The organism is Pseudomonas sp. LPB0260 (genome assembly GCF_013388395.1).
Window position 1 is genome coordinate 5,299,675 of record NZ_CP058247.1, and the last position, 25,164, is coordinate 5,324,838.

22 protein-coding genes and 2 tRNA genes are annotated in these 25,164 nt (G+C 64.6%); 16 read left to right on the top strand and 8 right to left on the bottom strand.

Going from position 1 to position 25,164, the window contains the following annotated elements:
* Positions 1-31: 31 nt before the first annotated feature.
* Positions 32-343, bottom strand: a complete 312-nt coding sequence (gene yhbY / locus LPB260_RS23670; RefSeq protein ID WP_208708297.1) for a ribosome assembly RNA-binding protein YhbY — start codon at positions 341-343, stop codon at positions 32-34.
* Positions 344-445: 102 nt separating this feature from the next.
* Between yhbY and rlmE the strand changes: the two genes are divergently transcribed.
* From rlmE to LPB260_RS23750, 16 genes are all read left to right on the top strand, one after another.
* Entirely contained in the window at positions 446-1,069 is a 624-nt protein-coding gene (gene rlmE, locus LPB260_RS23675) for a 23S rRNA (uridine(2552)-2'-O)-methyltransferase RlmE (RefSeq protein WP_208708298.1), read from the top strand.
* 207 nt (positions 1,070-1,276) lie between these two features.
* Positions 1,277-3,190 carry an ATP-dependent zinc metalloprotease FtsH gene (ftsH, locus tag LPB260_RS23680; RefSeq protein ID WP_208708299.1) on the top strand — a complete coding sequence of 638 codons (1,914 nt, stop codon included), beginning with the start codon at positions 1,277-1,279 and terminating at the stop codon, positions 3,188-3,190.
* Between the two features lie 8 nt (positions 3,191-3,198).
* A complete protein-coding gene (gene folP / locus LPB260_RS23685; RefSeq protein WP_208708300.1) occupies positions 3,199-4,050 on the top strand; it encodes a dihydropteroate synthase in 852 nt (283 codons plus the stop codon).
* Between the two features lie 19 nt (positions 4,051-4,069).
* Positions 4,070-5,407: a phosphoglucosamine mutase gene (gene glmM / locus LPB260_RS23690; protein ID WP_208708301.1), complete on the top strand. Its 1,338-nt coding sequence runs from the start codon at positions 4,070-4,072 to the stop codon at positions 5,405-5,407.
* A gap of 65 nt (positions 5,408-5,472) precedes the next feature.
* Positions 5,473-6,228: a triose-phosphate isomerase gene (gene tpiA, locus LPB260_RS23695; protein ID WP_208708302.1), complete on the top strand. Its 756-nt coding sequence runs from the start codon at positions 5,473-5,475 to the stop codon at positions 6,226-6,228.
* Positions 6,229-6,232: 4 nt separating this feature from the next.
* On the top strand, positions 6,233-6,616 hold the full coding sequence (secG, locus tag LPB260_RS23700) for a preprotein translocase subunit SecG (RefSeq protein WP_208708303.1): 384 nt from the start codon (positions 6,233-6,235) through the stop codon (positions 6,614-6,616).
* Between the two features lie 26 nt (positions 6,617-6,642).
* Positions 6,643-6,728: transfer RNA gene (locus tag LPB260_RS23705), tRNA-Leu, on the top strand.
* Positions 6,729-6,825: 97 nt separating this feature from the next.
* Positions 6,826-6,902: transfer RNA gene (locus LPB260_RS23710), tRNA-Met, on the top strand.
* A 129-nt stretch (positions 6,903-7,031) separates the two neighbouring features.
* Positions 7,032-7,490, top strand: coding sequence for a ribosome maturation factor RimP (gene rimP, locus LPB260_RS23715; RefSeq protein WP_208708304.1), 459 nt, complete (start codon positions 7,032-7,034; stop codon positions 7,488-7,490).
* A 47-nt stretch (positions 7,491-7,537) separates the two neighbouring features.
* Positions 7,538-9,019 carry a transcription termination factor NusA gene (nusA, locus tag LPB260_RS23720; protein WP_208708305.1) on the top strand — a complete coding sequence of 494 codons (1,482 nt, stop codon included), beginning with the start codon at positions 7,538-7,540 and terminating at the stop codon, positions 9,017-9,019.
* Between the two features lie 26 nt (positions 9,020-9,045).
* Positions 9,046-11,529 (top strand): translation initiation factor IF-2, encoded by a 2,484-nt coding sequence (gene infB, locus LPB260_RS23725; protein ID WP_208708306.1) that lies wholly within the window; start codon positions 9,046-9,048, stop codon positions 11,527-11,529.
* Positions 11,530-11,640: 111 nt separating this feature from the next.
* Entirely contained in the window at positions 11,641-12,033 is a 393-nt protein-coding gene (rbfA, locus tag LPB260_RS23730; protein ID WP_208708307.1) for a 30S ribosome-binding factor RbfA, read from the top strand.
* 4 nt (positions 12,034-12,037) lie between these two features.
* Entirely contained in the window at positions 12,038-12,955 is a 918-nt protein-coding gene (truB, locus tag LPB260_RS23735; protein ID WP_208708308.1) for a tRNA pseudouridine(55) synthase TruB, read from the top strand.
* A 155-nt stretch (positions 12,956-13,110) separates the two neighbouring features.
* Complete coding sequence (gene rpsO / locus LPB260_RS23740; RefSeq protein ID WP_208708309.1) at positions 13,111-13,380, top strand: 30S ribosomal protein S15; 270 nt, start codon at positions 13,111-13,113, stop codon at positions 13,378-13,380.
* A gap of 174 nt (positions 13,381-13,554) precedes the next feature.
* On the top strand, positions 13,555-15,660 hold the full coding sequence (gene pnp, locus LPB260_RS23745; protein WP_208708310.1) for a polyribonucleotide nucleotidyltransferase: 2,106 nt from the start codon (positions 13,555-13,557) through the stop codon (positions 15,658-15,660).
* Between the two features lie 165 nt (positions 15,661-15,825).
* Positions 15,826-17,241, top strand: coding sequence for a hypothetical protein (locus LPB260_RS23750; protein WP_208708311.1), 1,416 nt, complete (start codon positions 15,826-15,828; stop codon positions 17,239-17,241).
* A 75-nt stretch (positions 17,242-17,316) separates the two neighbouring features.
* On the opposite strand, the gene LPB260_RS23755 is transcribed toward LPB260_RS23750, so the two are convergent.
* The 7 genes from LPB260_RS23755 to LPB260_RS23785 form a co-directional block, all read right to left on the bottom strand.
* On the bottom strand, positions 17,317-18,771 hold the full coding sequence (locus tag LPB260_RS23755; RefSeq protein ID WP_208708312.1) for a rhomboid family intramembrane serine protease: 1,455 nt from the start codon (positions 18,769-18,771) through the stop codon (positions 17,317-17,319).
* A gap of 21 nt (positions 18,772-18,792) precedes the next feature.
* Positions 18,793-19,080 carry a DUF2845 domain-containing protein gene (locus LPB260_RS23760; RefSeq protein WP_208708313.1) on the bottom strand — a complete coding sequence of 96 codons (288 nt, stop codon included), beginning with the start codon at positions 19,078-19,080 and terminating at the stop codon, positions 18,793-18,795.
* 63 nt (positions 19,081-19,143) lie between these two features.
* Entirely contained in the window at positions 19,144-19,443 is a 300-nt protein-coding gene (locus tag LPB260_RS23765; RefSeq protein WP_208708314.1) for a DUF2845 domain-containing protein, read from the bottom strand.
* Positions 19,444-19,498: 55 nt separating this feature from the next.
* Positions 19,499-19,786, bottom strand: a complete 288-nt coding sequence (locus LPB260_RS23770) for a DUF2845 domain-containing protein (RefSeq protein ID WP_371926127.1) — start codon at positions 19,784-19,786, stop codon at positions 19,499-19,501.
* A gap of 18 nt (positions 19,787-19,804) precedes the next feature.
* On the bottom strand, positions 19,805-22,690 hold the full coding sequence (locus tag LPB260_RS23775; RefSeq protein ID WP_208708316.1) for a DUF748 domain-containing protein: 2,886 nt from the start codon (positions 22,688-22,690) through the stop codon (positions 19,805-19,807).
* A 104-nt stretch (positions 22,691-22,794) separates the two neighbouring features.
* The gene (locus LPB260_RS23780; RefSeq protein WP_208708317.1) at positions 22,795-23,811 is read right to left on the bottom strand and encodes a class I SAM-dependent rRNA methyltransferase; all 1,017 of its coding nucleotides are present in this window, start codon (positions 23,809-23,811) and stop codon (positions 22,795-22,797) included.
* 99 nt (positions 23,812-23,910) lie between these two features.
* Positions 23,911-25,089, bottom strand: coding sequence for an acetyl-CoA C-acetyltransferase (locus tag LPB260_RS23785; protein ID WP_208708318.1), 1,179 nt, complete (start codon positions 25,087-25,089; stop codon positions 23,911-23,913).
* Positions 25,090-25,164 lie beyond the last annotated feature (75 nt).

Below are 25,164 nucleotides of genomic sequence, written 5' to 3' on the forward strand. Positions count from 1 at the left end.
GACAGTCTGGCGGCGGTCGGCTGGTGCCGGCTCAGCCCTGGTAGCGGCTGATGTTGGAGAGGTTCTTGTTCGGCTTGGGGTTCTTGCGGTAAATCAGCGCCATCTTGCCGATGACCTGCACCAGTTCGCCCTTGGCCGCCTTGCACAGTTCGTCGATCGCGGCGAGGCGATCCTCGCGTTCGGTGATGCGTAGTTGCACCTTGATCAGTTCGTGATCGTTCAGTGCGCGTTCCAGTTCGGCCAGAACGCCCTCGGTCAAACCATTGTCTGCCACGATCAATACCGGTTTCAGGTGGTGGCCGATAGATTTGTATTGTTTCTTCTGCTCCTGAGTGAGCGGCATAATCTGACCCCTGCGTCTGATCTGGTAAAAAGCGGCGGCTAGTTTACCCGAGCGCCTTCGGACCCGCCCAGTTATTCACGACTTGTAAAATCGAGGTGCCGTGTGGCTCGCTCCAAGACCAGCCCCCGTTGGCTGAAAGAACACTTCGACGATCCCTACGTCAAAATGGCGCAGAAGGACGGCTACCGTTCGCGCGCCAGCTACAAGCTGCTGGAGATCCAGGAGAAGGACCGCATCCTGCGCCCGGGCATGACCGTGGTCGATCTCGGCGCCGCGCCGGGCGGCTGGTCGCAGGTGACCAGTCGACTGATCGGCGACAAGGGCACGCTGATCGCCTCCGATATCCTGGAGATGGACAGCATCCCGGACGTCACCTTCATTCAGGGTGACTTCACCGAGGATGCGGTGTTCAGCCAGATCCTCGAGGCGATTGGCGGCAACCCGGTGGACCTTGTGATTTCCGACATGGCCCCCAATATGAGTGGAGTAAGGGCGGCCGACCAGCCGCGCGCCATGTACCTGTGCGAATTGGCCCTGGATCTGGCGGGGCGCGTGCTGCGTCCGGGTGGTGATTTCCTGATCAAGATCTTCCAGGGCGAGGGCTTCGACCAGTACCACAAGCAGGTGCGCGAGATGTTCGACAAGGTGCAGATGCGCAAGCCGCTGTCCTCCCGCGATCGTTCCCGCGAACAGTACCTGTTGGCCCGCGGTTATCGCGGCGCCTAGGTCGATGCAACCAAGGGCGGGCTTGTCAGTCCAAAGGGCTGCATGCATTGTGCGTTCTCGTCGGCTCCGGCGACGCAAATAAAGGGTTACAGACCGCGTCTGCCAGCTGCAGGCGTTGTGTAGTAAGTTAGATCGGTACATAACTGGTCGTCATGCGAAGCACGCTTGCGCACGGGGCCTGCTTCAGAGGGTAGTTAATTGAACGACATGGCAAAGAATCTGATCCTGTGGCTGATCATCGCTGCTGTTCTGGTCACGGTGATGAACAATTTCTCCAGCCCGAGCGAGACGAACAAGCTCAACTACTCGGACTTCATCGAGCAGGTTCAGGATGGTCGGGTTCAGCGGGTTACCGTTGACGGCTACATCATCAATGGTGAGCGGATCGACGGCACGCGCTTCGAGACCGTGCGTCCCGCCATTCAGGACAACGGCCTGATCAAGGACCTGATCGACAACAATGTCGAGATCGTCGGCAAGCAGCCGGAACAGCAGAGCATCTGGACCCAGTTGCTGGTCGCCAGCTTCCCCATTCTGGTGATCATCGCGGTGTTCATGTTCTTCATGCGCCAGATGCAGGGCGGCGCCGGCGGCAAGGGCGGGCCCATGAGCTTCGGCAAGAGCAAGGCGCGCCTGTTGTCCGAGGATCAGGTCAAGACCACCTTCGCCGATGTCGCCGGTTGCGACGAGGCCAAGGAAGAGGTCAGCGAACTGGTCGAGTTCCTCCGCGATCCCGGCAAGTTCCAGCGCCTCGGCGGGCGCATTCCGCGCGGCGTGCTGATGGTCGGCTCGCCGGGTACCGGTAAGACCCTGCTGGCCAAGGCAGTCGCCGGTGAGGCCAAGGTGCCGTTCTTCACCATTTCCGGCTCCGACTTCGTCGAGATGTTCGTCGGTGTCGGCGCCTCCCGCGTGCGCGACATGTTCGAGCAGGCCAAGAAGCACGCGCCGTGCATCATCTTCATCGATGAAATCGACGCCGTCGGCCGTCACCGTGGCGCCGGCATGGGCGGCGGGCATGACGAGCGCGAGCAGACCCTCAACCAGTTGCTGGTGGAGATGGATGGCTTCGAGATGAACGACGGCGTGATCGTCATCGCTGCCACCAACCGTCCCGACGTGCTCGACCCGGCGCTGCTGCGTCCGGGGCGTTTCGACCGTCAGGTGGTGGTCGGTCTGCCGGATATCCGCGGTCGCGAGCAGATCCTCAAGGTGCACATGCGCAAGGTGCCGATGGGCGAAGATGTGCAGCCTGCGCTCATCGCCCGGGGAACCCCAGGCTTCTCCGGCGCCGACCTGGCCAACCTGGTGAACGAGGCGTCGCTGTTTGCCGCCCGAGCCGGCAAGCGTCTGGTCGAGATGAAGGAGTTCGAGCTGGCCAAGGACAAGATCATGATGGGCGCCGAGCGCAAGACCATGGTCATGTCCGAGAAGGAGCGCCTCAATACAGCGTTCCACGAGGCCGGCCACGCCATCGTCGGTCGCCTGGTGCCGGAGCATGACCCGGTCTACAAGGTGTCGATCATCCCGCGTGGTCGTGCCCTGGGTGTGACCATGTTCCTGCCTGAAGAAGACCGCTACAGCCTGAGCAAGCGCGCGCTGGTCAGTCAGATTTGCTCCCTCTTTGGCGGCCGTATCGCCGAAGAGATGACCCTGGGCTTCGAGGGGGTCACCACCGGTGCGTCCAACGACATCATGCGAGCGACCCAGTTGGCGCGGAACATGGTCACCAAGTGGGGCCTGTCCGAGAAGCTCGGTCCGCTGATGTACGCCGAGGAAGAGGGGGAAGTGTTCCTTGGTCGCAGCATGGGCAGCCAGCACACCAACGTCTCGGCCGACACGGCGAAGATGATCGACCTGGAGGTGCGCAGCATCATCGACCAGTGCTATGGCACCGCCAAGCGTCTGCTCGAGGAGAACCGCGACAAGCTCGATGCCATGGCCGAGGCGCTGATGAAGTACGAGACCATCGACGCCGAGCAGATCGACGACATCATGAATGGTCGTGCGCCGCGTGAGCCGAAGGGCTGGGGCGATGACGGCGGAGCGGGCAAGCCATCGGCCAAGACCGACCAGGCCGATAGTCCCGAGAAGCCAATCGGTGGCCCCGCCGCCGAGCATTAAGGTTGCCAATGCCTCTCTCGCTTGAACAGAACCGGCTGCCCTGTGGCAGCCGGTTTCTTGATTTGGCCCGTCCGCAGGTGATGGGCATTCTCAACGTAACCCCCGACTCGTTCTCCGACGGTGGCCGCTATCGCCAGCGTGATGCAGCGCTGCGCCATGCGGCCGAGATGGTGTGCGCCGGTGCAACGCTGATCGACGTCGGCGGCGAGTCGACCCGGCCCGGTGCGCAAGTGGTCTCGCCCGCTGAGGAACTGGAGCGGGTCGCTCCGGTGGTCGAAGCCATAGCCGCCGAGCTCGACGTGATCATTTCCGTGGATACCTCGACGCCGGCGGTCATGCGCGAGGCTGCGCGACTGGGCGCCGGGCTGATCAATGACGTGCGCTCGTTGCAGCGAGAAGGGGCGCTTGAGGCCGCTGCGGCCAGTGGGCTGCCGGTGTGCCTAATGCATATGCGCGGCGAACCGAGCACCATGCAGCAAGACCCTCATTACGCCGATATCCTGAATGAGGTGCGCGGCTTCCTCTCGGAGCGACTGGACGCCTGCGCGCGCGCCGGAATTGCCGCCGAGCGGGTGATGCTCGATCCGGGCTTCGGTTTCGCCAAGACCTTGGAGCACAATCTGAGGCTGTTCAAGCACTTGGAGTCGCTGCATGCCTTCGGGCGGCCGTTGCTGGTCGGTGTTTCGCGCAAGAGTATGATCGGCCGGGTGCTTGGTCACGAGGTCGGTGGGCGTCTCTATGGCAGCCTGGGGCTTGCGGCTCTCGCGGTGACCAAGGGTGCGCACATTCTCAGGGTTCACGACGTGGCCGAGACAGTTGATGTGGTACGCATGATTGCCGCAGTCGAAGCGGCCGAATAAGTCAGAAGGAAGCGTGGTTATGGTTAGAAAATATTTTGGTACTGATGGTATTCGCGGGCGCGTTGGTGAGTTTCCCATCACCCCGGATTTCATGCTCAAGCTCGGCTGGGCCGCCGGCATGGCATTTCGCAAGCAGGGTAAGTGCCGCATCCTTATTGGGAAAGACACACGAATATCCGGCTATATGTTCGAGTCGGCCCTCGAGGCCGGCTTGCTAGCAGCTGGCGCCGATGTAATGTTGCTGGGCCCCATGCCGACCCCGGCGATCGCCTATCTGACGCGCACTTTTCATGCCGAGGCGGGCATCGTCATCAGCGCCTCGCACAATCCTCACCATGACAACGGCATCAAGTTTTTCTCCGGACAGGGCACAAAGCTCCCGGACGAAGTCGAGCTGATGATCGAGGAGCTGCTCGATGCGCCGATGACGGTGGTCGAGTCGGAGCGGCTCGGCAAAGTGTCGCGTGTGCATGATGCGGCTGGCCGCTACATCGAATTCTGCAAGAGCAGCGTGCCGACCAGCACCGATTTCGCCGGTTTGAAGATGGTGATCGATTGCGCCCATGGCGCCGCCTACAAGGTGGCGCCCAGCGTGTTCCGCGAGCTCGGTGCCCAGGTGTCGGTGCTCTCGGCGCAGCCCAACGGGCTGAATATCAACGATGCCTGCGGCTCCACCCATATGGAGGCGCTGCAGGCCGAGGTGGTTGCCCAGCAGGCCGATCTGGGCATCGCCTTCGATGGCGACGCCGATCGGGTGCTGATGGTCGATCATACCGGCGCCTTGGTCGATGGCGACGAACTGTTGTTCATCATCGCCCGTGATCTGCAGGAGCGCGGCAAGCTGCAGGGGGGCGTAGTCGGGACCCTGATGAGCAATCTCGGACTGGAACTGGCGTGCGCCGACCTGGGGATACCCTTCGTCCGCGCCAAGGTCGGCGACCGTTACGTGATCGCCGAATTGCTTGCGCGCAACTGGCAGCTTGGTGGGGAGAACTCGGGCCATCTGGTGTGCTTCCAGCACACCACTACCGGAGATGCGGTCATCGCTGCATTGCAGGTCCTGCTGGCGCTCAAGCGGCGCGGGCAGAGCCTGGCCGAGACGCGCCAGGGCATGCAAAAGTGCCCCCAGGTACTGGTGAATGTGCGCTTTTCCGGCGGCGAAGACCCCCTCGAACACCCGGCCGTGCAGGACGCCAGCGCGCGTGTCACCGAGCGCATGGCGGGGCGTGGACGTGTGCTGTTGCGCAAGTCCGGCACCGAGCCGCTGGTCCGCGTAATGGTCGAAGGCGACGACGAAGCCCAGGTTCGTGGCTATGCCGATGAATTGGCTAAAGTTGTTGCCGAAGTATGTCCTTGATTCGGCTTGCCAGGCTAACGGCTGTTGGGTAATATCTGCGCCCTCTTTGACCGACGAGGTAAAGCATGCGTCGCCCAATGGTTGCTGGTAACTGGAAGATGCACGGTACCCGCGCCAGCGTCGCAGAGCTGATCGAAGGTGTTCGGCGACAGGCGTTGCCTGTCGATGTGGAGGTTGCGGTATTCCCGTCTTGTCTGCATGTGGCCCAGGTCGTGGAGGGTTTGAGCGGCCTGCCGGTGATGGTTGGCGGGCAGGACTGCGCGGTCGAGGCATCGCAGGGTGCGCTGACCGGCGAGGTGGCTGCCAGCCAGTTGCGGGATGCCGGTTGTGCCCTGGTGCTGGTAGGTCATTCTGAGCGTCGCCTGCTGCTGGCGGAGTCCGACGAGTGGGTGGTGCGCAAGTTCGCTGCGGCTCAGTCGTGCGGCTTGGTGCCGGTGCTCTGTGTGGGGGAGACCCTGGCGCAGCGTGAAGCGGGCGAGACCCTCGAGGTAGTGGGTCGCCAGCTGGCTGCTGTGATAGACGCCTGCGGCGTCGCAGCCTTCGGTCGGGCGGTGGTGGCTTACGAGCCGGTCTGGGCGATTGGTAGTGGGTTGACCGCTTCGCCGGATCAGGCGCAGGAAGTGCATGCTGCCATTCGGGCGCAGCTGGCGGCAGCAGATGCCGAAGTGGCGCAAGGGGTAAGAATTCTGTACGGCGGCAGTGTCAAGGCCGTCAACGCGGCCGAGTTGTTTGGCATGCCGGATATCGATGGGGGGCTTGTGGGTGGAGCCTCTCTGAATGCGGATGAGTTCGGTGCGATCTGTCGCGCCGCGGGAAGCTGAAAAGATGCTGGAAACAGTCGTAGTAGTTCTTCATCTGCTGGGTGCGATCGGCGTGGTTGCGCTGGTTTTGTTGCAGCAGGGTAAGGGTGCCGATGCGGGCGCGTCTTTTGGTTCGGGTGCTTCTGCTACCGTGTTCGGTAGTCAAGGTTCCTCTACCTTTTTGAGTCGCGTTACTGCTATACTCGCCACCGCATTTTTCTTAACCAGCCTGGGCTTAGCGTTCTTTGCTAATGAAAAGGCTGATGCGCTGAGTCAGGTAGGTTTGCCGGCTCCGGCGGTCGAGGAAGTGCAGCAAGAAAAGCCGGCGGCAGAAGATGTGCCGGTGCTCGAAGAGCAAAAGTCAGCGGTGAATACAGCTGACGTACCTCAGGCTCCAGAGCAGCAGTAACAGCGGTAAAAGTTTCAAGCGTTTTTGCCGAGGTGGTGGAATTGGTAGACACGCTACCTTGAGGTGGTAGTGGCCATAGGCTGTAGGGGTTCGAGTCCCCTCCTCGGTACCAATTTACAAGAAGGCCCGCTACATGCGGGTCTTGTTGTTGCTGGAGCTTCGGTTGACCCTTTCGGGTGTTCGGCCGTATACTTCGGCCCCAGCTTTGACGCGGGGTGGAGCAGTCTGGTAGCTCGTCGGGCTCATAACCCGAAGGTCGTTGGTTCAAATCCAGCCCCCGCAACCAGTAGTAGCGGAGCCCCTTTCAAGGGGCTTTTTGCTAGCTGGGAGACAGGTTTTTCGGCCTCTTGAGCCGAATCGAAGGGATGGGCGTTTCGCCCATTTTTTATTTGCACAGCATGCGCGAGGGGTTCAGGTGTCGAGCAAGCTAGAACAGTTGCAGGCCTTGGTGGCCCCGGTAGTCGAAGCACTCGGCTATCAATGCTGGGGTATCGAGTTCCTGTCGCAAGGGCGGCATTCGTTGCTGCGTATTTATATCGATCATGCCAACGGCGTTCTGATTGACGATTGCGAGAAAGTCAGTCGGCAGGTCAGTGGTGTCCTCGATGTCGAGGATCCGATCAGTGCGGAGTACACCCTGGAGGTGTCGTCGCCGGGCATGGATCGGCCGCTGTTCACGCTGGAGCAATTTGCCAGCTATGTCGGTGAGCAGGTGAAAATCAAGCTGCGCACGCCTTTCGAAGGGCGCCGCAACTTTCAGGGTCTTCTCCGAGGTGTGGAGGAGCAGGACGTGGTGGTGCAGGTGGATGACCACGAGTTCCTGTTGCCGATCGATTCGATCGACAAGGCCAATGTCATCCCCCGGTTTGATTGAGACGCGGATCCCGCGGATCCAATGGATTGCGAAAGGCGAGGCGTACGATGAGCAAAGAAGTACTGCTGGTTGTTGAGTCGGTGTCCAACGAAAAGGGCGTGCCGGCCAGCGTGATTTTCGAGGCGCTGGAGTTGGCCCTGGCCACGGCGACCAAGAAGCGATTTGAAGACGAAGTCGAGTTGCGAGTGGCGATCAATCGCCTCACCGGCAACTACGAGACCTTCCGCTGCTGGACAGTGGTGGAAGAGGAAGATTTTGAGGACCCTGCGCATCAGTTGACCCTGGATCTGGCCCAGGCGCGCAAAGCCGATGCGAAGATCGGCGATGTACTCGAGGAGAAGATCGAATCCATCGAGTTTGGCCGCATTGCCGCCCAGACTGCCAAGCAGGTCATCGTGCAGAAAGTGCGCGAGGCCGAGCGTGCCCAAGTGGTCGAGGCCTATCGTGGGCGTCTGGGCGAGATCATTTCCGGTACGGTCAAGAAGGTTACCCGCGACAGCGTCATCGTCGACCTGGGTAACAATGCCGAAGCGCTGCTGGCCCGCGAAGACATCATCTCCCGCGAGACCTTCCGGGTCGGTGCCCGCCTGCGTGCGCTGCTCAAGGAAATCCGCACCGAAAACCGCGGCCCGCAACTGATCCTGTCGCGCACTGCCCCGGAGATGCTGATCGAGCTGTTCCGCATCGAAGTGCCGGAAATCGCCGAAGAGCTGATCGAAGTCATGGCTGCCTCCCGGGATCCGGGTTCGCGGGCCAAGATCGCGGTGCGCTCCAAGGACAAGCGTATCGATCCGCAGGGTGCCTGTATCGGCATGCGCGGTTCACGTGTGCAGGCCGTTTCCGGCGAGCTGGGTGGCGAGCGGGTGGATATCGTCCTGTGGGACGAGAATCCGGCGCAGTTCGTCATCAATGCCATGTCCCCGGCGGAAGTGGCAGCAATCATCGTTGATGAGGATGCCCACGCGATGGACATCGCCGTCGGCGAAGACAACCTGGCCCAGGCCATCGGCCGTGGCGGTCAGAACGTTCGCCTGGCCAGCCAGCTTACCGGCTGGACGCTGAACGTGATGACCGAGGCGGACATCCAGGCCAAGCAACAGGCCGAAACCGGCGATATTCTGCAGCGCTTCATCGACGAGCTGGAAGTCGACGAGGAGCTGGCCCAGGTGCTGGTGGAAGAAGGTTTCACCAGCCTGGAAGAGATCGCCTATGTGCCGATGGAAGAGATGCTCAGCATCGACGGTTTCGATGAAGAAATCGTCAGCGAGCTGCGTGCGCGGGCAAAAGATCGCCTGCTGACCAAAGCCATCGCCACAGAAGAAAAGCTGGCAGACGCCCACCCGGCCGAAGACCTGCTCTCGCTCGAGGGTATGGAGAAGGGCCTGGCGCAGGAACTGGCAGTGCGCGGTGTGATTACCCGCGAAGACCTGGCCGAGCAGTCGATTGATGACTTGCTCGACATAGACGGCATCGACGAAGAGCGTGCCGGCAAGCTGATCATGGCCGCCCGAGCCCATTGGTTCGAGTAAGTTTTACGGCCTGAGGAGAGAAATGCATGTCGCAAGTCACGGTGAAAGAACTGGCCCAAGTGGTCGACACACCGGTAGAGCGCCTGCTGCAGCAGATGCGTGAGGCGGGTTTGCCGCACAGCAGTGCCGAGCAAGTTGTCACCGATAACGAGAAGCAAGCCCTGCTCGCCCATCTCAAGAGCAGCCACGGCGATAAAGTAGAAGAGCCGCGCAAGATTACCCTGCAGCGCAAGACCACCAGCACCCTGCGTGTTGCTGGCAGCAAGACCATCAGCGTTGAAGTGCGCAAGAAGAAGACCTTCGTCAAGCGTAGCGCCGAAGAGATCGAGGCCGAGAAGCAGCGCGAGCTCGCCGAGCAGCGTGCCGCTGCCGAAGCAGCACGCTTGAAGGCCGAAGAAGAGGCCAAGCGCCGCGCCGAGGAAGAAGCCAAGCTCAAGGCCGTCAGTGCCAAGACCGAAGAAAGCGCGCCTGCGCCGGCTTCGGCGACCGTGGTCGAACTGCCGGTCGCCGCGCCGGTGGTCGAGGAGCGCAAGAAGGACGAGCCGCGTCGCCCCGACAAGGTGCGCAGTGACGACGACCGTCGCGGCGAGCGCAAGACCACCCAGCACCGCCCGACCGTCAAGGAAAAGGCTCCGGCGCCGCGCGTCGCGCCGCGCACTGTCGACGAAGAAAGCGATGGTTTCCGTCGCGGTGGTCGTGGCAAGTCCAAGCTGAAGAAGCGCAACCAGCACGGCTTCCAGAGCCCGAGCGGGCCTATCGTCCGCGAAGTGGCGATCGGCGAGACCATCACCGTCGGCGAGCTGGCTCAGCAGATGACGGTGAAAGCCGCCGAAGTGATCAAGTTCATGTTCAAGATGGGCACCCCGGTGACCATCAACCAGGTGCTCGATCAGGAAACCGCACAGCTGATCGCCGAAGAGCTCGGCCACAAGGTCAAGCTGGTCAGCGATAACGCGCTCGAGGAGCAGCTGGCTGCGTCCCTCAAGTTCGAAGGTGAGGCGATTTCCCGTGCGCCGGTGGTGACCGTGATGGGTCACGTCGACCACGGCAAGACTTCGCTGCTCGACTACATCCGTCGCGCCAAGGTGGCGGCGGGCGAAGCCGGTGGCATCACCCAGCACATCGGTGCCTACCACGTGGAAACCGACCGCGGCATGGTCACCTTCCTCGATACTCCAGGCCACGCCGCCTTTACCCAGATGCGTGCCCGTGGTGCCAAGGCCACCGATATCGTCATCCTGGTGGTGGCAGCCGACGACGGCGTCATGCCGCAGACCCAGGAAGCCGTGCAGCACGCGAAAGCGGCTGGCGTGCCGATCGTGGTCGCGGTGAACAAGATCGACAAGCCCGACGCCAACCCGGACAACATCAAGAACGGCCTGGCCGCGCTGGATGTGATCCCCGAAGAGTGGGGTGGTGATGCGCCCTACGTGCATGTTTCCGCCAAGCTCGGTACCGGCGTCGACGAACTGCTCGAGGCCGTACTGCTGCAAGCCGAAGTCCTCGAGCTCAAGGCCACGCCTTCGGCACCTGGCCGTGGCGTGGTGGTCGAGTCGCGTCTGGACAAGGGCCGTGGCCCGGTGGCAACCCTGCTGGTCCAGGACGGTACCCTGCGCCAGGGCGACATGGTGCTGGTCGGTTCCAACTACGGCCGCATCCGCGCCATGCTCGACGAGAACGGCAAGCCGGTTAAAGAAGCCGGTCCGTCGATTCCGGTCGAGATCCTCGGCCTGGACGGCACGCCGGAAGCCGGTGACGAGATGACCGTGGTGGCCGACGAGAAGAAGGCCCGCGAAGTGGCCCTGTTCCGTCAGGGCAAGTTCCGCGAGGTCAAGCTGGCCCGTGCGCATGCCGGCAAGCTGGAAAACATCTTCGAGAACATGGGCCAGGACGAGAAGAAGACCCTCAACATCGTCCTCAAGTCCGACGTTCGCGGCTCGCTGGAGGCCCTGCAGGGCTCGCTCGGCAGCCTGGGTAACGACGAAGTGCAGGTGCGTGTGGTCGGTGGCGGCGTCGGTGGTATCACCGAGTCCGATGCCAACCTGGCGCTGGCCTCCAACGCCGTGCTGTTCGGCTTCAACGTGCGTGCCGATGCCGGCGCCCGGAAGATCGTCGAGCAGGAAGGTCTGGACATGCGTTACTACAACGTCATCTACGACATCATCGAAGACGTCAAGAAGGCCCTCACCGGCATGCTCGGCAGCGACGTCCGGGAGAACATCCTGGGTATCGCCGAGGTGCGTGACGTGTTCCGCTCGCCGAAGTTCGGCGCGGTGGCCGGTTGCATGGTCGTCGAAGGCGTGGTGCACCGTAACCGTCCGATCCGCGTGCTGCGCGACGACGTGGTGATCTTCGAGGGCGAACTGGAATCCCTGCGCCGCTTCAAGGACGACATGTCCGAAGTGCGGGCCGGCATGGAGTGCGGTATCGCGGTGAAGAGCTACAACGACGTCAAGGTCGGCGACAAGATCGAAGTGTTCGAGAAAGTCCAGGTGGCTCGCAGCCTGTAAGGCAGCGAGTTGCAACATGCAACGCCCGGCCCCGCTTTTCGCGCGGCCGGGCGTTTGCCGCTTTTGAGCCCGATGCCTTCCAAGCGTCGCGGCGAGTGAAAGGTAGTAGAGATGGCAAAAGACTATAGCCGGACCCAGCGTATCGGCGACCAGATGCAGCGCGAGCTGGCGCAATTGATCCGCCGTGAGGTCAAGGACCCACGTCTGGGCCTGGTGACCATCACCGCCGTTGAAGTCAGCCGCGACGTCGGTCATGCGAAGATCTTCATCACCGTGATGACCGCCGACAATGGCGTCGATCATGTCACCCAGAGTCTCAAGGTGCTCAACGACGCCAGTGGCTTCCTGCGCATGCAGCTGGGCAAGGCGATGAAGCTGCGCAGCGTGCCGCAGTTGCGCTTCCACTACGACGAGAGCGTCAGTCGTGGCGCCCACCTGTCGGCGCTGATCGATCGTGCGGTGGCCGAAGACAGCCAGCACGACGCCGGCAAGACCGAGGAGTAAGCCCGTGGCCCAGGTAAAGCGTGTGCGTCGCCAGGTCAACGGCATCATCCTGCTGGATAAGCCGCGTGGTTTCAGTTCCAACGCGGCCCTGCAGAAGGTGCGCTGGCTGCTCAATGCCGAGAAGGCCGGTCATACCGGCAGCCTCGATCCGCTGGCCACCGGGGTACTGCCGCTGTGCTTCGGTGAGGCGACCAAGTTCTCCCAGTACCTGCTGGATGCCGACAAGGGCTATGAAACCCTGATGCAGCTGGGAGTTACCACCAGCACCGGGGATGCCGAAGGCGAGGTGCTCGAGCAGCGTCCAGTGACCGTTGGTCGCGCCGAGATCGAGGCCCTGTTGCCGCGTTTTCGCGGTGAAATCAGTCAGATACCGCCGATGCACTCGGCCCTCAAGCGCGACGGGCAGCCGCTGTACAAGCTGGCCCGTGCCGGCGAAGTAGTGGAGCGCGAGCCGCGTTCTGTTACTATTGCGCGCCTGGAATTGCTGGCCTGCGAGGCAGAGCAGGCGCGCCTGGCGGTGGATTGCAGCAAGGGCACCTATATTCGCACCCTGGTTGAAGACCTCGGTCAGCTGCTTGGCTGTGGCGCCCATGTCGCCGAGCTGCGCAGAACCAAGGCCGGTCCTTTTGAACTGGCCCAGACGGTCAGCCTGGAAGAGCTGGAGCAGGCCCACGCCGAGGGCGGCAACGAGGCCCTCGACCGCTTCCTGCTGCCGGTGGACAGTGGCCTGCTGCACTGGCCGCTGTTGCAGTTCTCCGAGCACAGTGCGTTCTATTGGCTGCAGGGGCAGCCGGTGCGCGCGCCGGAGGCGCCGAAGTTCGGCATGGTGCGGGTGCAAGATCACACCGGTCGCTTTATCGGTATCGGTGAAGTGAGCGAAGACGGGCGCATCGCGCCGCGTCGTTTGATTCGGTCGGCATGACCGTAGCGCGGGACCGGGGTTTCGGCTCCGACCCGCGTGTATCGAGGGTGGCTGTTAATAGGCACGGTCATACCTCACTTTAAAACACGGGAAGCGATTCCCGGCCTATTGAAACTGTTGTTCTGCAGCAGTTTCCTAACTGAGAGGATGCCCACATGGCACTCAGCGTTGAAGAAAAAGCCCAGATCGTAAACGAGTACAAGCAAGCTGAAGGCGACACCGGTAGCCCGGAAGTGCAGGTTGCACTGCTGTCCGCCAACATCAACAAGCTGCAAGGCCACTTCAAGGCCAACGGTAAGGACCACCACTCGCGTCGTGGCCTGATCCGTATGGTTAACCAGCGTCGTAAGCTGCTGGACTACCTGAAGGGCAAGGACACCACTCGTTACAGCGCCCTGATCGGTCGCCTGGGTCTGCGTCGCTAAGCAATGCTGGCGCGCAGCTGAATGCCGAAGCTGGAAGTGGGGCTGGTCCCCGCTTCCAGCTTTTGCGTTTCAGCCTGCTGCATTTTGGACAGGCGCGGGTCCGACTCCCGTAGCTGCCCACGAATTTTGCTACATCCAGATTTCCCCAAAGGCAACAGAGAGAAGGAAAACACCGTGAACCCGGTAATCAAGAAATTCCAGTTCGGTCAGTCGACCGTTACCCTCGAGACCGGCCGTATGGCCCGTCAGGCCTCCGGCTCCGTGCTGGTCACCGTCGACGACGACGTCGCCGTGCTGGTCGCCGTGACCGGTGCCAAGACCGCGGACCCGAGCAAGGGCTTCTTCCCGCTGTCGGTGCACTACCAGGAAAAGACCTACGCAGCCGGCAAGATCCCCGGCGGTTTCTTCAAGCGTGAAGCGCGTCCTTCCGAGAAAGAGACCCTGACCTCGCGCCTGATCGACCGTCCGATCCGCCCGCTGTTCCCGGAAGGTTTCCAGAACGAAGTGCAGGTCATCTGCACCGTGGTCTCCACCAGCAAGAAGACCGATCCGGACATCGCGGCGATGATCGGTACCTCTGCTGCCCTGGCGATCTCCGGCATTCCGTTCAACGGTCCGATCGGCGCCGCGCGCGTGGCCTTCCACCCGGAAACCGGCTACCTGCTGAACCCGACCTACGAGCAGCTCAAGGCCTCCAGCCTGGACATGGTCGTGGCCGGTACCAAGGACGCCGTGCTGATGGTCGAGTCGGAAGCTAAGGAGCTGACCGAAGACCAGATGCTGGGCGCCGTACTGTTCGCCCACGACGAATTCCAGGCCGTGATCCAGGCCGTCACCGAGCTGGCTGCCGAAGCCGGCAAGCCGACCTGGGACTGGCAGCCGAAGGCGGAAAACACCGCTCTGCTCGCGGCCATTCGCAGCGAATTCGGCGAGGCGATTTCCCAGGCCTACACCATCACTATCAAGCAGGATCGCTACGCGCGCCTGGGCGAGCTGCGTGATCAGGTCGTGGCCAAGTTCTCCGGCGAAGAAGGTCAGCCTTCTGCCGGTGAAGTGAAAGAGGCTTTCGGCGAAATCGAATACCGCACCGTGCGCGAGAACATCGTCAACGGCAAACCGCGTATCGACGGTCGCGACACCCGTACCGTGCGCGGGCTGAACATCGAAGTCGGCGTGCTGGCCAAGACCCACGGTTCGGCGCTGTTCACCCGTGGCGAGACCCAGGCCCTGGTAGTTGCGACCCTGGGCACCGCCCGCGATGCGCAGCTGCTCGACACCCTGGAAGGCGAGAAGAAAGACCCCTTCATGCTGCACTACAACTTCCCGCCGTACTCGGTGGGCGAGTGTGGCCGCATGGGCGCCACCGGTCGCCGCGAAATCGGCCACGGCCGCCTGGCCCGTCGCTCCGTTGCCGCCATGCTGCCGAGCCCCGACGAGTTCCCGTACACCATCCGCGTGGTGTCGGAAATCACCGAGTCCAACGGCTCCAGCTCCATGGCCTCGGTCTGCGGTGCCTCCCTGGCGCTGATGGATGCCGGCGTGCCGATGAAGGCGCCGGTGGCCGGTATCGCCATGGGCCTGGTCAAGGAAGGCGAGAAGTTCGCCGTGCTGACCGACATCCTCGGTGACGAAGACCACCTGGGCGACATGGACTTCAAGGTTGCCGGTACCGCCAAGGGCGTGACCGCGCTGCAGATGGACATCAAGATCCAGGGCATCACCGAAGAGATCATGGAAATCGCTCTGGGCCAGGCCCTGGAAGCGCGCCTGAACATCCTCGGCCAGATGAACCAGGTGATCGCCGAGTCGCGCAGCGAACTGTCGGCCAACGCGCCGACCATGATCGCGATGAAGATCGACCAGGACAAGATCCGCGACGTGATCGGCAAGGGTGGCGCGACCATCCGCGGCATCTGCGAGGAAACCAAGGCTTCGATCGACATCGAAGACGACGGCACCATCAAGATCTTCGGCGAAACCAAGGAAGCTGCCGAGGCCGCGCGTCAGCGTGTACTGGGCATCACCGCCGAGGCCGAGATCGGCAAGATCTACGTCGGCAAGGTCGAGCGCATCGTCGACTTCGGCGCCTTCGTCAACATCCTGCCGGGCAAGGACGGTCTGGTGCACATCTCGATGCTGAGCGATCAGCGTGTCGAGAAGGTCACCGACGTACTGAAGGAAGGCCAGGAAGTGAAGGTACTGGTACTGGACGTGGACAACCGCGGCCGTATCAAGCTGTCGATCAAGGACGTCGCGGCTGCCGAAGCCTCGGGTGTCTGATAGCGGGCAACAGCCACGCTGAAACGGAGGGCCGCATTGCGGCCCTCTTTTTTTGTCTGGACAATAGTGGCCGCGCGCCAGCCATCCGAGCGGATCGGTCGGTGGCCGCAGCCAGCCGTGCGCCCACCCGCCGGCTTTCGTCAGCCGTTCCAGGATTCTTCGCTTATGGACAAGACCCTCTGCCGCTACCATCCCGCCCAGCCCGCCACCTGGCAATGCCAGCCCTGTCAGCGGGCCTATGGCGACTGTTGCATCCCGTTGAATGCCGATGCCCCCGACGATACGCCGGCTTGCCCGCTGTGCGCCGGGCCGTTGCAGTTTCTCGGCGCGGCGAACAGCGCCCAGCCGTTCTGGGAGCGTATCCCCGGCTTCTTCACCTACGCCCTGCAGGCGGGCCCCCTGGCGTTCGCCGCCTTGCTGGCGCTGGCGAGCCTGTTCATGCCGCGCTGGATCGTCCTGTGGATCGTCCTGTTCAGCGTGGCGACCAAGTACTTCCACAGCGTGATCGAGGCCAGCAGCCAGGCCGACCGACAGGCGCCGAGCCTGGCTAGCGCCTTCAGCGGCGAAGGCTTCAGCCTGTTCTGCAAGCAGCTGGCGGTATTTCTGATCGCCTTCGCCGCGCTCTGGCTGGCCAGCGACTTCGACAGCGAGGCGCTGTACTGGACGGTGAATATCGGCCTGCTCCTGGTATTGCCGGCCAGCATCATCCGCCTGGCGCTGGACAAGGAGCTGGGCGCGGCGCTGAGCCCGGAGCAGGTTGGCCAGGTGATAGGCGCCATGGGCTGGAGATACCTGATCCTGTGCGCCTTCCTGTTCATCCTCTGGCAGTCGCCGGGCTGGGTCACCTACATGCTCTCCAGCGGCCTGCCGCGGGTGGTGCTGATGCCTGTCGCGGCCTTCCTGTTCGGGTACTTCGGCGTGGTGATGTGCGCGATGATGGGCTATGCGGTGTTTCAGTATCAGGGCGCCCTGGGCTACGTGATCGCCGACGATGAGGGCGCGGCGGCCTACCCGGCGCCGGAATACCTGCGGCGGCGCGCCTTGGCCGAGGCGCAGATACGCCTCAAGGAAGGGCAGAGCGCGCAAGCCCTGGACACCCTGAGCAAGGCCCTGCAGCGTGATGGCGACGACCTCGGGCTCAACGAGCGTTATCACCAGCTGCTCTTCGGCCTGAATGACCGGGTGCGCTGCCAGCGCCATCTGGCCCATTACCTGCCATTGGCCGCCCGTTTGAACCCCTCGCTGGCGGCCAGTGCCCTGCTCAACGCGCGGCAGCTCGGCGTCGACTACCTGCCCGATGACGCCCTGGTCTGCGAGCGAGTGGCCGAATCGCTGTTGCAGCGCCACAAGACCCGCGAAGCGCTGGCACTGTTGCGCAACCTGCACCAGCGCTTCCCGGACTACCCGCACATTCCCCGCGCCTATCTGCTGGCCAGCCGTGGCTTCGCCGAGGGGCTCGGGCAGATCGAGCCGGCCCGCAAGCTGCTGGCCTTTATCCGCCTGCGCTACCCGCAGTCGCCCCTGTTGGGCGAAGTGGCGAGCCTGGAGGCGACCCTGGACCGACTGGCCAGTCTCGCCTGAGGCTCGTTCAAGGGCTGTCTGCAGTCCGCCCAGGAGCGTGATGCCCGGCAGGCCAGCACCTGCCGGGGTGGGCTGTCAGCGGGCCAGATGTTGCCGGAGCAGGCCCAGTTGGGCGGTCTGCTCGGCTTGCGGGTAACGCTGTTCGAGGAACTGGGCGAGCTCGGCCAGGCCGCCCATGTCCTGTCGGCGCCCCAGCTGCTTGGCCAGGCGCAGGGTCAGCGCCGGCAGCTCGGCCGGCTGTTTGGCGGCTCGGCTGAGTCGGCGCCAGGCGGCCAGGGCCAGGGCGTGCTGGTCGGTCTGCAGCAGGCGTTGGAGCAGGTGCAACTGCACGGCCGGGAGCTGCAGCAGCGGCTGCGCGGGGGCGGCACTGTCCTCGGCCAGGCGCAGCAACAGCGGCAGCTGGGAGGGCTGCGCCGGCAGGCCGAACAGCTGCCGCAGCACGCCGCCGAGCAGGGCCTTGTCCTGGCGGGTGCGGGCCAGCGGGTAGAGGCGCTCGAGCAGCTCCAGGCGCCCAGGGTAGCGTTCGAGCAGCTCCAGGCCGCGGCTGGCGGCCTGGTCGAGGGCGAAGCCGCCGATCGCGCGATCCAGGCCATCCAGCTCGCGCTTGAACGGCGCGTCCGGGTCTTCCTTGTGCAGGTAGGCCTGGTCGACCCGCAGCCTGCCGCCCAGGCGCGGCAGCCACACGGCGAGGAAGCCGGCGCCCAGGCCGCCGAGGTGGGCGTAGTAGTTGACGTTGTCGTCGGCCAGCAGCAGGCCGTAGAGCTCCTTGCCCATCCACACCGGCAGTATCCACAGCGCCGGCGCCCGGAAGTAACCGAACAGCGGCCCGAGCCAGTAGAAGAAGTTGATGCGGCGCAGGCCGTAGACCCCCAGGTACATGCCCATCAGCCCGGAGATCGCCCCGGAGGCGCCGACTCCGGTGATCCAGACCGGGTCCATGATCCACCACAGCAGGTGCGAGGCCACGCCGCTGAGCAGGTAGAGACCGAGGTACAGCCAGCGGCCCAGGGCGATTTCCAGGGCGAAGCCGAAGATGAACAGGAACAGCATGTTGCCGGCCAGGTGGCCGAAGTCGCCGTGCAGGAACATGGCGCCGAACAGCCCCTCGACACTGAAGCGGGCGGGGATGAAGCCGAAGCGCATGCTGCTGATGCGATCGCGCGCCGCCTCGGCCCGCTGGCGTGCCGCCTGCCAGGACGGGTCGGCCAGGTAGTCGGGATTGTGCCGCAGGCGGCTCTCGAACTGCAGGTCGTAGAGCACCAGGCGGGCCAGGTCACTGCGACGCATGCTGTCGACGTAGCGGCGCTGTTCGGCGTCCAGCTCGCGGCGCTCGCTGAAGGCCTCGAGAAACAGCGCGCGCTCGCGGTTGAGCAGGCCGCCATCGAGGTAGGTCTGCACGGCCTGGGCTTCGCGCGCCTGGTCGCCGCCCTGGTAGCCGAAATAGATCAGTACGTTGAGCAGGATCAGCAGCAGGGTGGCGACCGGCGGTTTCTTCCAGTCCAGCGGGTGTTCGGCGGGGAGGATGAGCATGTGCTGGTGATCCTGCCGGCGTCAGTTGCCGCGCTTGCTGTCGATGCGCAGCAGGCGCCCGCCCTGGAAGGTCAGGTAGTAGTACATGCCGCTGCGCGGGCCATAGACCCACTCTTCGATCGGCAACTCCTGATCGCCGTTGGCGTTCTGGGTGTAGCCGACCAGGGCGCGGCTGGCGGCTTCGCCACATTTGGCCTGGACCTCGACGCTGCGGTCGCCCTTGCTGGCGATGCCGTTGTCACAGCGCAGCGAGGCCTCGGCGCAGGTGACGCTCAGCAGCAGGGCGATGGACAGAGAGAGTTTGCGCATGATGGAGCTTCCTTGTTCCAGGTAGAGAAGAAGCGGCGAGACTAGCAGCCGCCTGAAAAATTGTCAGTTGCCACGTTCGCTGTCGATGCGGTCCAGGCGATTGCCCTCGAAACGCAGGAAGTGATACATGCCATTGCGTGGCCCGTAGGTCCATTCCTCGACGCTCACCTCGTGGCGAAAACCGTAGTAGTCCAGCACCTCGCGGTAGCCGAGGAAGTCGCGGCTGACCGGCTCGCCGCATTTGTCGAGGACCTCGGCGGTGCTGTCGTCGCGGCTGACCAGTGCGCTGCCGCAGCGCAGGGTCGAGGCGGCGTCGACGGCGCTCGCCAGGCTCAGGGCTGCGAGCAGGATGGGGATTCTCATCGTGTACCTGGGCAGTGTCATGGAGCCCCCAGCCTATACCCTGGGCGCGTGAACGTCAGCGCTGGCGGCGCCTTTCGATGCGGGTCAGGCGGTTGCCTTCGAAGGTGAGGATGCTCAGCGCGCCATTGCTCGGCCCGTAGACCCACTCCTCGATCTTGAACTCGCGCCGGTCATAGGGGCCCAGGGTGTAGCCGACCAGGTCACGGAAGGCCGGCTCGCCGCACTTCTGCTGCACCTCGAAGCTGCGATCGCCGAGGCTGACCAGCTGGCTGCCGCAGCGCAGGGTGTCGGCCTGGGCCCAGGCGGCGCAGCCCATAAGCAGGGCCAGGCTGATGGTTTTCATGCTCATCACCGCTTCAGCTTATTCGCTATCCAGGTGCAGCGGGGTGGCCACTCGTCCGTCGGCGCCGGGTTCGCCCAGGCCGACGTCGAGCAGGTAGATGCGCTCCTGGGCCAGGCTGGTCTTGTCGACCAGGTAGTCCTTGATGCGGGCGGCGCGTTCCTGGGCCAGCTGGCGCAGCAGCAGCTTGCTCTGCGCCCAGGACTGCAGCACGGCCTCGCGCAGCAGGTCGGCGCGCTGTGGCCCGTCCAGTTCGGCCCACTCGCCTGGTGGTGGCTGTTTCAGGCGGCTGCGGTAGATGTCCTCGAGCAAGGCGCTCTTCTCGTCTTCGGGCACCTGCAGCTGCGCCGGGTCGTTCGGCACGGCTTCGCCACGGCCCTGCAGGAGCTTCTGGTAGCTGGCCTGGTAGGCGCGCTGCAGGCGCTGTTCGGCCAGCGGCGGACCGTCGCTGCTTGGCGCGCTCAGGCCCTCGATCTCCAGGCGCAGCGCCGGGCGCTTCTGCAGGGCCCCGGCGAGGGTGTCCAGGCTGCTCTGGGCGGCGACGTCGAGCTCGGCGCTGCCCGGGGCGAAGGGCACATGGCCGAGGTCCATCTGCGTGCCGCCGCTGACCAGTCCGCCGAGCAGCTTGAAGGGCGCCTTTACGGCGCGCAGCACCAGGCCGCGCAGGGTCTTCCAGACGATCGGCATGACATCGAAGTCGGGATTGTTGAGGTTGCCCTGCACCGGCAGCTGGATGGCGATCTTGCCGTTGGCGTCCTTGAGCAGGGCGACGGCCAGGCGCACCGGCAGATCCACGGCGCTGGGGCTGTCGACCTGCTGGCCGAGCTGCAGCTGTTCGACCACCACGTTGTTCTCGGCCTGCAGCTGGCCCTTGTTGATGCGGTAGTGCAGGTCCAGGTTGAGCCGGCCCTTGCGGATACGGTAGCCGGCGAACTTGCCGGAGTAGGGGGTCAGGGTGGTCAGTTCGACCTGCTTGAACTGGCTGGTGAGGTCCAGGCTGTCCAGCGGGTTGAAGGGGTTGAGGCTGCCCTTGATGCTGACCGGGGCATAGCGATCGACCTTGCCGCTGATGGCCACGCTGGCCGGCGCGCCGCTGCGGCTGTCCAGGGTGCCGATACGGCCATTGAGCTGCTGGATGGCGGTGGCGAAGTTGGGGGTCAGGCTGAAGTCGGCGAAGTTGGCCGAGCCCTCGGCGATGGTGATCTCGCCGATACGGATCGCCAGCGGTTCGCCGGCGCGCGCGCCCGTTTCGGCCGGGGCCTCGGGCGCCGCCGCTTGGCTGATGATCAGGTCGTTGAGGTTGGTGCTCAGGTCCTCATTGACGATGAAGCGCCCATAGGGTTGCTGCAGCCTTACCTTGTCGATGCTCAGGGCCTCGCCATGCTGGTAGTTCAGGCCGTCCAGGTCGAGTTGCTCCCAGCGCACGAAGTCGCGCTCCTTGAGGGTGTCCAGGCTGTGCAGGCGATTGACCTGGGCGCTGCCGGTGATGCCGAACGCCAGCGGTGTTGTGCCGCTGAGGTTGAGCTTGAGGTCGCTGGCCAGCTGGCCGCTGCGCAGCTCCAGGCGAAGCAGTGGAGTGAGGTAGGCCTGGGCCAGGCGCAGGTCGATGTCCTGGCTGCTGATCTGCAGAGTGGCCGTGGTGGGGCTCAGCTGCGCCTGGCCCTCGGCCTTGAGCCGGCCCTTGGCGCCCAGGCCGGTGTCCAATTTGAGGCGGAAGGGCGTGGTGCCGCGGCTGTCGAAGTCCTGCAGGTCGAGATCCAGCGGGCCCAGCTGCAGTTCGACCGCCTGTTGAGGGACGCGGTCGGCCAGGTGGATGCGGTAATCGCGCAGCTGCGCATCGGCCAGCAGCACCTGCCAGGCCTTGGTCGGCGCGGCCTGGGTGGGTGCCGGCTTGGTTGGTGAGTCGGCTTTGCTCGCCAGCAGCTTCAGCCAGTCCAGCTGGCCGTCGGCCTCGCGCGCCGCCCAGGTTTCCAGTTGCTGGCTGCGTAGCGTGCCGATGCGCACCTGGCGCTTGCCCAGGTCCACGCGGGTGTCGGCGATCTCCAGGCTTGCCAGCTTGAGCAGCGGGCGGCCATCGGGCGCCTTGAGGGCAAAAGGTGCGAGGCGCGCCCGGGCCTTGTCCAGTTGCAGGCGCAGGCCGTCGGCCAGCTGCAGCTGGTAGTCGCCGGACAGGTCGATAAGGCCGTCTTCCAGTACCAGCGGCAGGACGTCGCGGACATAGGGCCAGACGCTCCTCAGGTGCGCCTTGCGCAGCTGCAGGTGGCCGCTGGAGCTGAGCGGCGCCAGGCTCAGCTGTCCGCGCCAGTCGACGCGCGCCCCTTGCGCGTCGCTGGCTTTCAGGGTCAGCGTGGCGCTGTCGCCCGCCAGGGTGCTGAGGTCGCGCAGCTCGAGGTTGAGGTCGTCATAGTGCAGCTCGACCGGCTCGCTTGGGCGCAGGTCCTGAAACCTGAGGTTGCCGCCGTTCAGCGTCAGCTGATCGATACGCAGGGCCATCGGCTCGCGGGTCTCCTCGCTGGGCTGTGCAGGCTCCGGCAGCCTGAACAGCTGGACGAGGTTGAGCTGGCCCTGGCGATCGAAACGCACCTCGGCGCGGGGGTGCTCCAGTTCGATGCGCGCCAGGTGCACGGCGCCGCGCCACAGGCTGTCGATCTCCAGGTCGGCGCTGAGCCGGCCCAGCGCCAGCTGCTCCTGCTCGGCTGCGCCGACCCGCAGGCCCCACAGGCTGAGCTCCAGGCTCAAGGGGTTGAACTGCAGGCGCTCCAGGCTGGCGGGCTGGTTGCTGTACTGCGCCAGTTGCTGGTTGGCGACGCGCAGGGCGACCCCGGGCAGGATCAGAAAACCCAGCAGGCCGTAGAACAGCGTGGCGATCAACAGGGCGCCGGCGGCGCGTTTCAATCCTTTGTGCATGGTGAGGCGACAACTTTCCCGAGGAGAAGTGCCTTGGAGTATGGCATGCGTCGCTGGTTCCAAAATGCCAGCTGTGGCGGCTTTTGCGTCGTCCGAACGGCTATTCAGAAGCTCAGGATCAGGGTCTTCAGCGGTGACTGGCCGTCCTGCGAGGGGAAGTCGGCGGCCGGCGTCAGCACCTGGCAGTCGCGTACCGGGCGGCCGAGCTTGGCGGCGCAGCGCAGCACCTGCTCACGCCAGTCGGCAAGGGCGACCTTCGCCAGGTTGTTGCAGCAGACCAGTACGCCGTCGGCGGCGGTGGCGAGAATCGCCGGCTTGAGCAGGCTCTGGTAGTCGCGCAGCAGATCGACGGTGCCGAAGGCGCTCTTGGCCCAGGCCGGCGGGTCGAGGAATACCAGGTCGAACTGCCGCGCGTCCAGGCGCGGGTAGCTGGGCAGCTTGTGGCCGCGGCGCTGGGCCACCGGCAGGCCGGCCAGCTGACGGATCGCCGGGAAATAGTCCGACTGGATGAACTGCATGGGCGGCAGTTGCGGGTTGAGTGCGCCGTTCTCGCGGCCGACCGCCAGGTTGCCTTCGGCGAAATCCAGGTTGAGCGACTCGCGGGCGCCGCCGGCGCTGGCGGCGAGGCCGACGCCGCAGGTGTAGGCGAACAGGTTGAGCACGGACTTGCCGGCGCTGTGCGCCTTGATCCAGCCGCGGGCATTGCGCAGGTCGAGAAACAGCAGCGGGTCCTGACCGGGATGGCGGCCACGTACCCGATACGTGAGGCCCCATTCGTGGCCGAGCAGATCGTCCAGGGCAGCGTCCTCGGCGCGGTAGACCGGGTCCTGCCGGTCGACTCGCGAGTTGCCCTGGGAGCGGTCGTTGTAGACCAGCAGCAGGGGTTCGTTGAGGTGCTCGCGGCACTGCTCGGCCAGGCGCAGCAGTTGAGCGCGCTCGAGGCTCTGGTGAAAACTCTGTACCAGCAGTTGCGGGCCGTAGCGGTCGAGGGTCAGGCCGCCGGCGCCCTCCTGGCTGCCGTGGAACAGGCGATAGCAGTCGGTGCCCTGCTGGTGCAGCTCGGCGAGCAGTGCCTGGCGGTTGTCGAGGGCGGCGCGCAGCGCCTGATCGAGAGAGGTCATGCGCGGCGACTCGGAAAAAGGAGGCGCGCAGTCTAGCAAGAAAAACGCCGGCGCCTGCTTGCGAAGCGGCGCCGGCGTTCAGTCGCGCGGTGGCAGGGCCTAGCGTTCGATGGCCAGGGCCACGCCCTGGCCGCCGCCGATGCACAGGGTGGCCAGGCCCTTCTTGGCGTCGCGTTTGATCATCTCGTGCAACAGGGTCACCAGCACCCGGCAGCCCGAGCCGCCGATCGGGTGGCCCAGGGCGATGGCGCCGCCGTTGACGTTGACCTTGTCGGCATCCCAGCCCAGCTCCTTGCCGACCGCCAGGGCCTGGGCGGCGAAGGCCTCGTTGGCCTCGATCAGGTCGAGTTGCTCCAGGCTCCAGCCGGCCTTGTCCAGGCAGCGACGGGTGGCCGAGACCGGGGCGATGCCCATGATCGCCGGATCGACCCCGGCATTGGCGTAGGCGGCGATGCGCGCCAGCACCGGCAGGCCGAGGGCCTCGGCCTTGGCCGCGCTCATCAGCAACACCGCGGCGGCGCCGTCGTTGAGGCTGGAGGCATTGCCGGAGGTGACGCTGCCGTCCTTCTTGAATGCCGGCTTGAGCGCGGCCAGGGACTCCGGGGTGGTGCCGGCGCGCGGCTGTTCGTCGGTGACGAAGGCCTTCGGCTCGCCCTTGCGCTGGGGGATCAGGATCGGGGTGATCTCCTCCGCGAAGCGGCCGGACTCGATGGCCGCGGCGGCCTTGCGCTGCGAGGCGGCGGCGAAGGCGTCCTGCTCCGCGCGGCTGATGCCGTACTTCTCCACCAGATTCTCGGCGGTGATGCCCATGTGGTAGTCGTTGAAGGCATCCCACAGGCCGTCATGGATCATCGTGTCGATCAGCTTGCCGTGGCCCATGCGCAGGCCGCTGCGCATGTTGGGCACGACGTGGGGCGCCAGGCTCATGTTCTCCATGCCGCCGGCGATGATCACCTCAGCGTCGCCGCAGCGAATCGCCTGGGCGCCCAGGTGCAGGGCCTTGAGGCCGGAGCCGCAGACCTTGTTGAGGGTCAGCGCCGGCACCGCGTGGGGCAGGCCGGCATGGATCGCCGCCTGGCGCGCTGGGTTCTGCCCGGCACCGGCGGTGAGCACCTGACCGAGGATCACCTCGTCGACCTCGGCGCCGTTCAGGCCGGTCTGTTCGAGCAGGCGGCGGATCACCGCGGCGCCCAGCTCGACGGCCGGAATGCCGGCCAGCGAGCCCTGGAAGCTGCCGATGGCGGTGCGGGTGGCGGCGACGATGACGACTTCTTGCATGAAACTATCCTCACAAAGGCGAAAACGCAGTCAGTGGATGATCCGAATGGCGGCCATGGTCGCACAGCGGGGGGC

Coding starts and splice junctions, on each gene's coding strand:
- yhbY (WP_208708297.1), bottom strand. CDS start 343: ATGCCGCTCACTCAGGAGCAGAAGAAACAATACAAATCTATCGGCCAC.
- ftsH (WP_208708299.1), top strand. CDS start 1,277: ATGGCAAAGAATCTGATCCTGTGGCTGATCATCGCTGCTGTTCTGGTC.
- folP (WP_208708300.1), top strand. CDS start 3,199: ATGCCTCTCTCGCTTGAACAGAACCGGCTGCCCTGTGGCAGCCGGTTT.
- glmM (WP_208708301.1), top strand. CDS start 4,070: ATGGTTAGAAAATATTTTGGTACTGATGGTATTCGCGGGCGCGTTGGT.
- tpiA (WP_208708302.1), top strand. CDS start 5,473: ATGCGTCGCCCAATGGTTGCTGGTAACTGGAAGATGCACGGTACCCGC.
- secG (WP_208708303.1), top strand. CDS start 6,233: ATGCTGGAAACAGTCGTAGTAGTTCTTCATCTGCTGGGTGCGATCGGC.
- nusA (WP_208708305.1), top strand. CDS start 7,538: ATGAGCAAAGAAGTACTGCTGGTTGTTGAGTCGGTGTCCAACGAAAAG.
- infB (WP_208708306.1), top strand. CDS start 9,046: ATGTCGCAAGTCACGGTGAAAGAACTGGCCCAAGTGGTCGACACACCG.
- rbfA (WP_208708307.1), top strand. CDS start 11,641: ATGGCAAAAGACTATAGCCGGACCCAGCGTATCGGCGACCAGATGCAG.
- rpsO (WP_208708309.1), top strand. CDS start 13,111: ATGGCACTCAGCGTTGAAGAAAAAGCCCAGATCGTAAACGAGTACAAG.
- LPB260_RS23750 (WP_208708311.1), top strand. CDS start 15,826: ATGGACAAGACCCTCTGCCGCTACCATCCCGCCCAGCCCGCCACCTGG.
- LPB260_RS23755 (WP_208708312.1), bottom strand. CDS start 18,771: ATGCTCATCCTCCCCGCCGAACACCCGCTGGACTGGAAGAAACCGCCG.
- LPB260_RS23760 (WP_208708313.1), bottom strand. CDS start 19,080: ATGCGCAAACTCTCTCTGTCCATCGCCCTGCTGCTGAGCGTCACCTGC.
- LPB260_RS23765 (WP_208708314.1), bottom strand. CDS start 19,443: ATGAGAATCCCCATCCTGCTCGCAGCCCTGAGCCTGGCGAGCGCCGTC.
- LPB260_RS23770 (WP_371926127.1), bottom strand. CDS start 19,786: ATGAAAACCATCAGCCTGGCCCTGCTTATGGGCTGCGCCGCCTGGGCC.
- LPB260_RS23775 (WP_208708316.1), bottom strand. CDS start 22,690: ATGCACAAAGGATTGAAACGCGCCGCCGGCGCCCTGTTGATCGCCACG.
- LPB260_RS23780 (WP_208708317.1), bottom strand. CDS start 23,811: ATGACCTCTCTCGATCAGGCGCTGCGCGCCGCCCTCGACAACCGCCAG.
- LPB260_RS23785 (WP_208708318.1), bottom strand. CDS start 25,089: ATGCAAGAAGTCGTCATCGTCGCCGCCACCCGCACCGCCATCGGCAGC.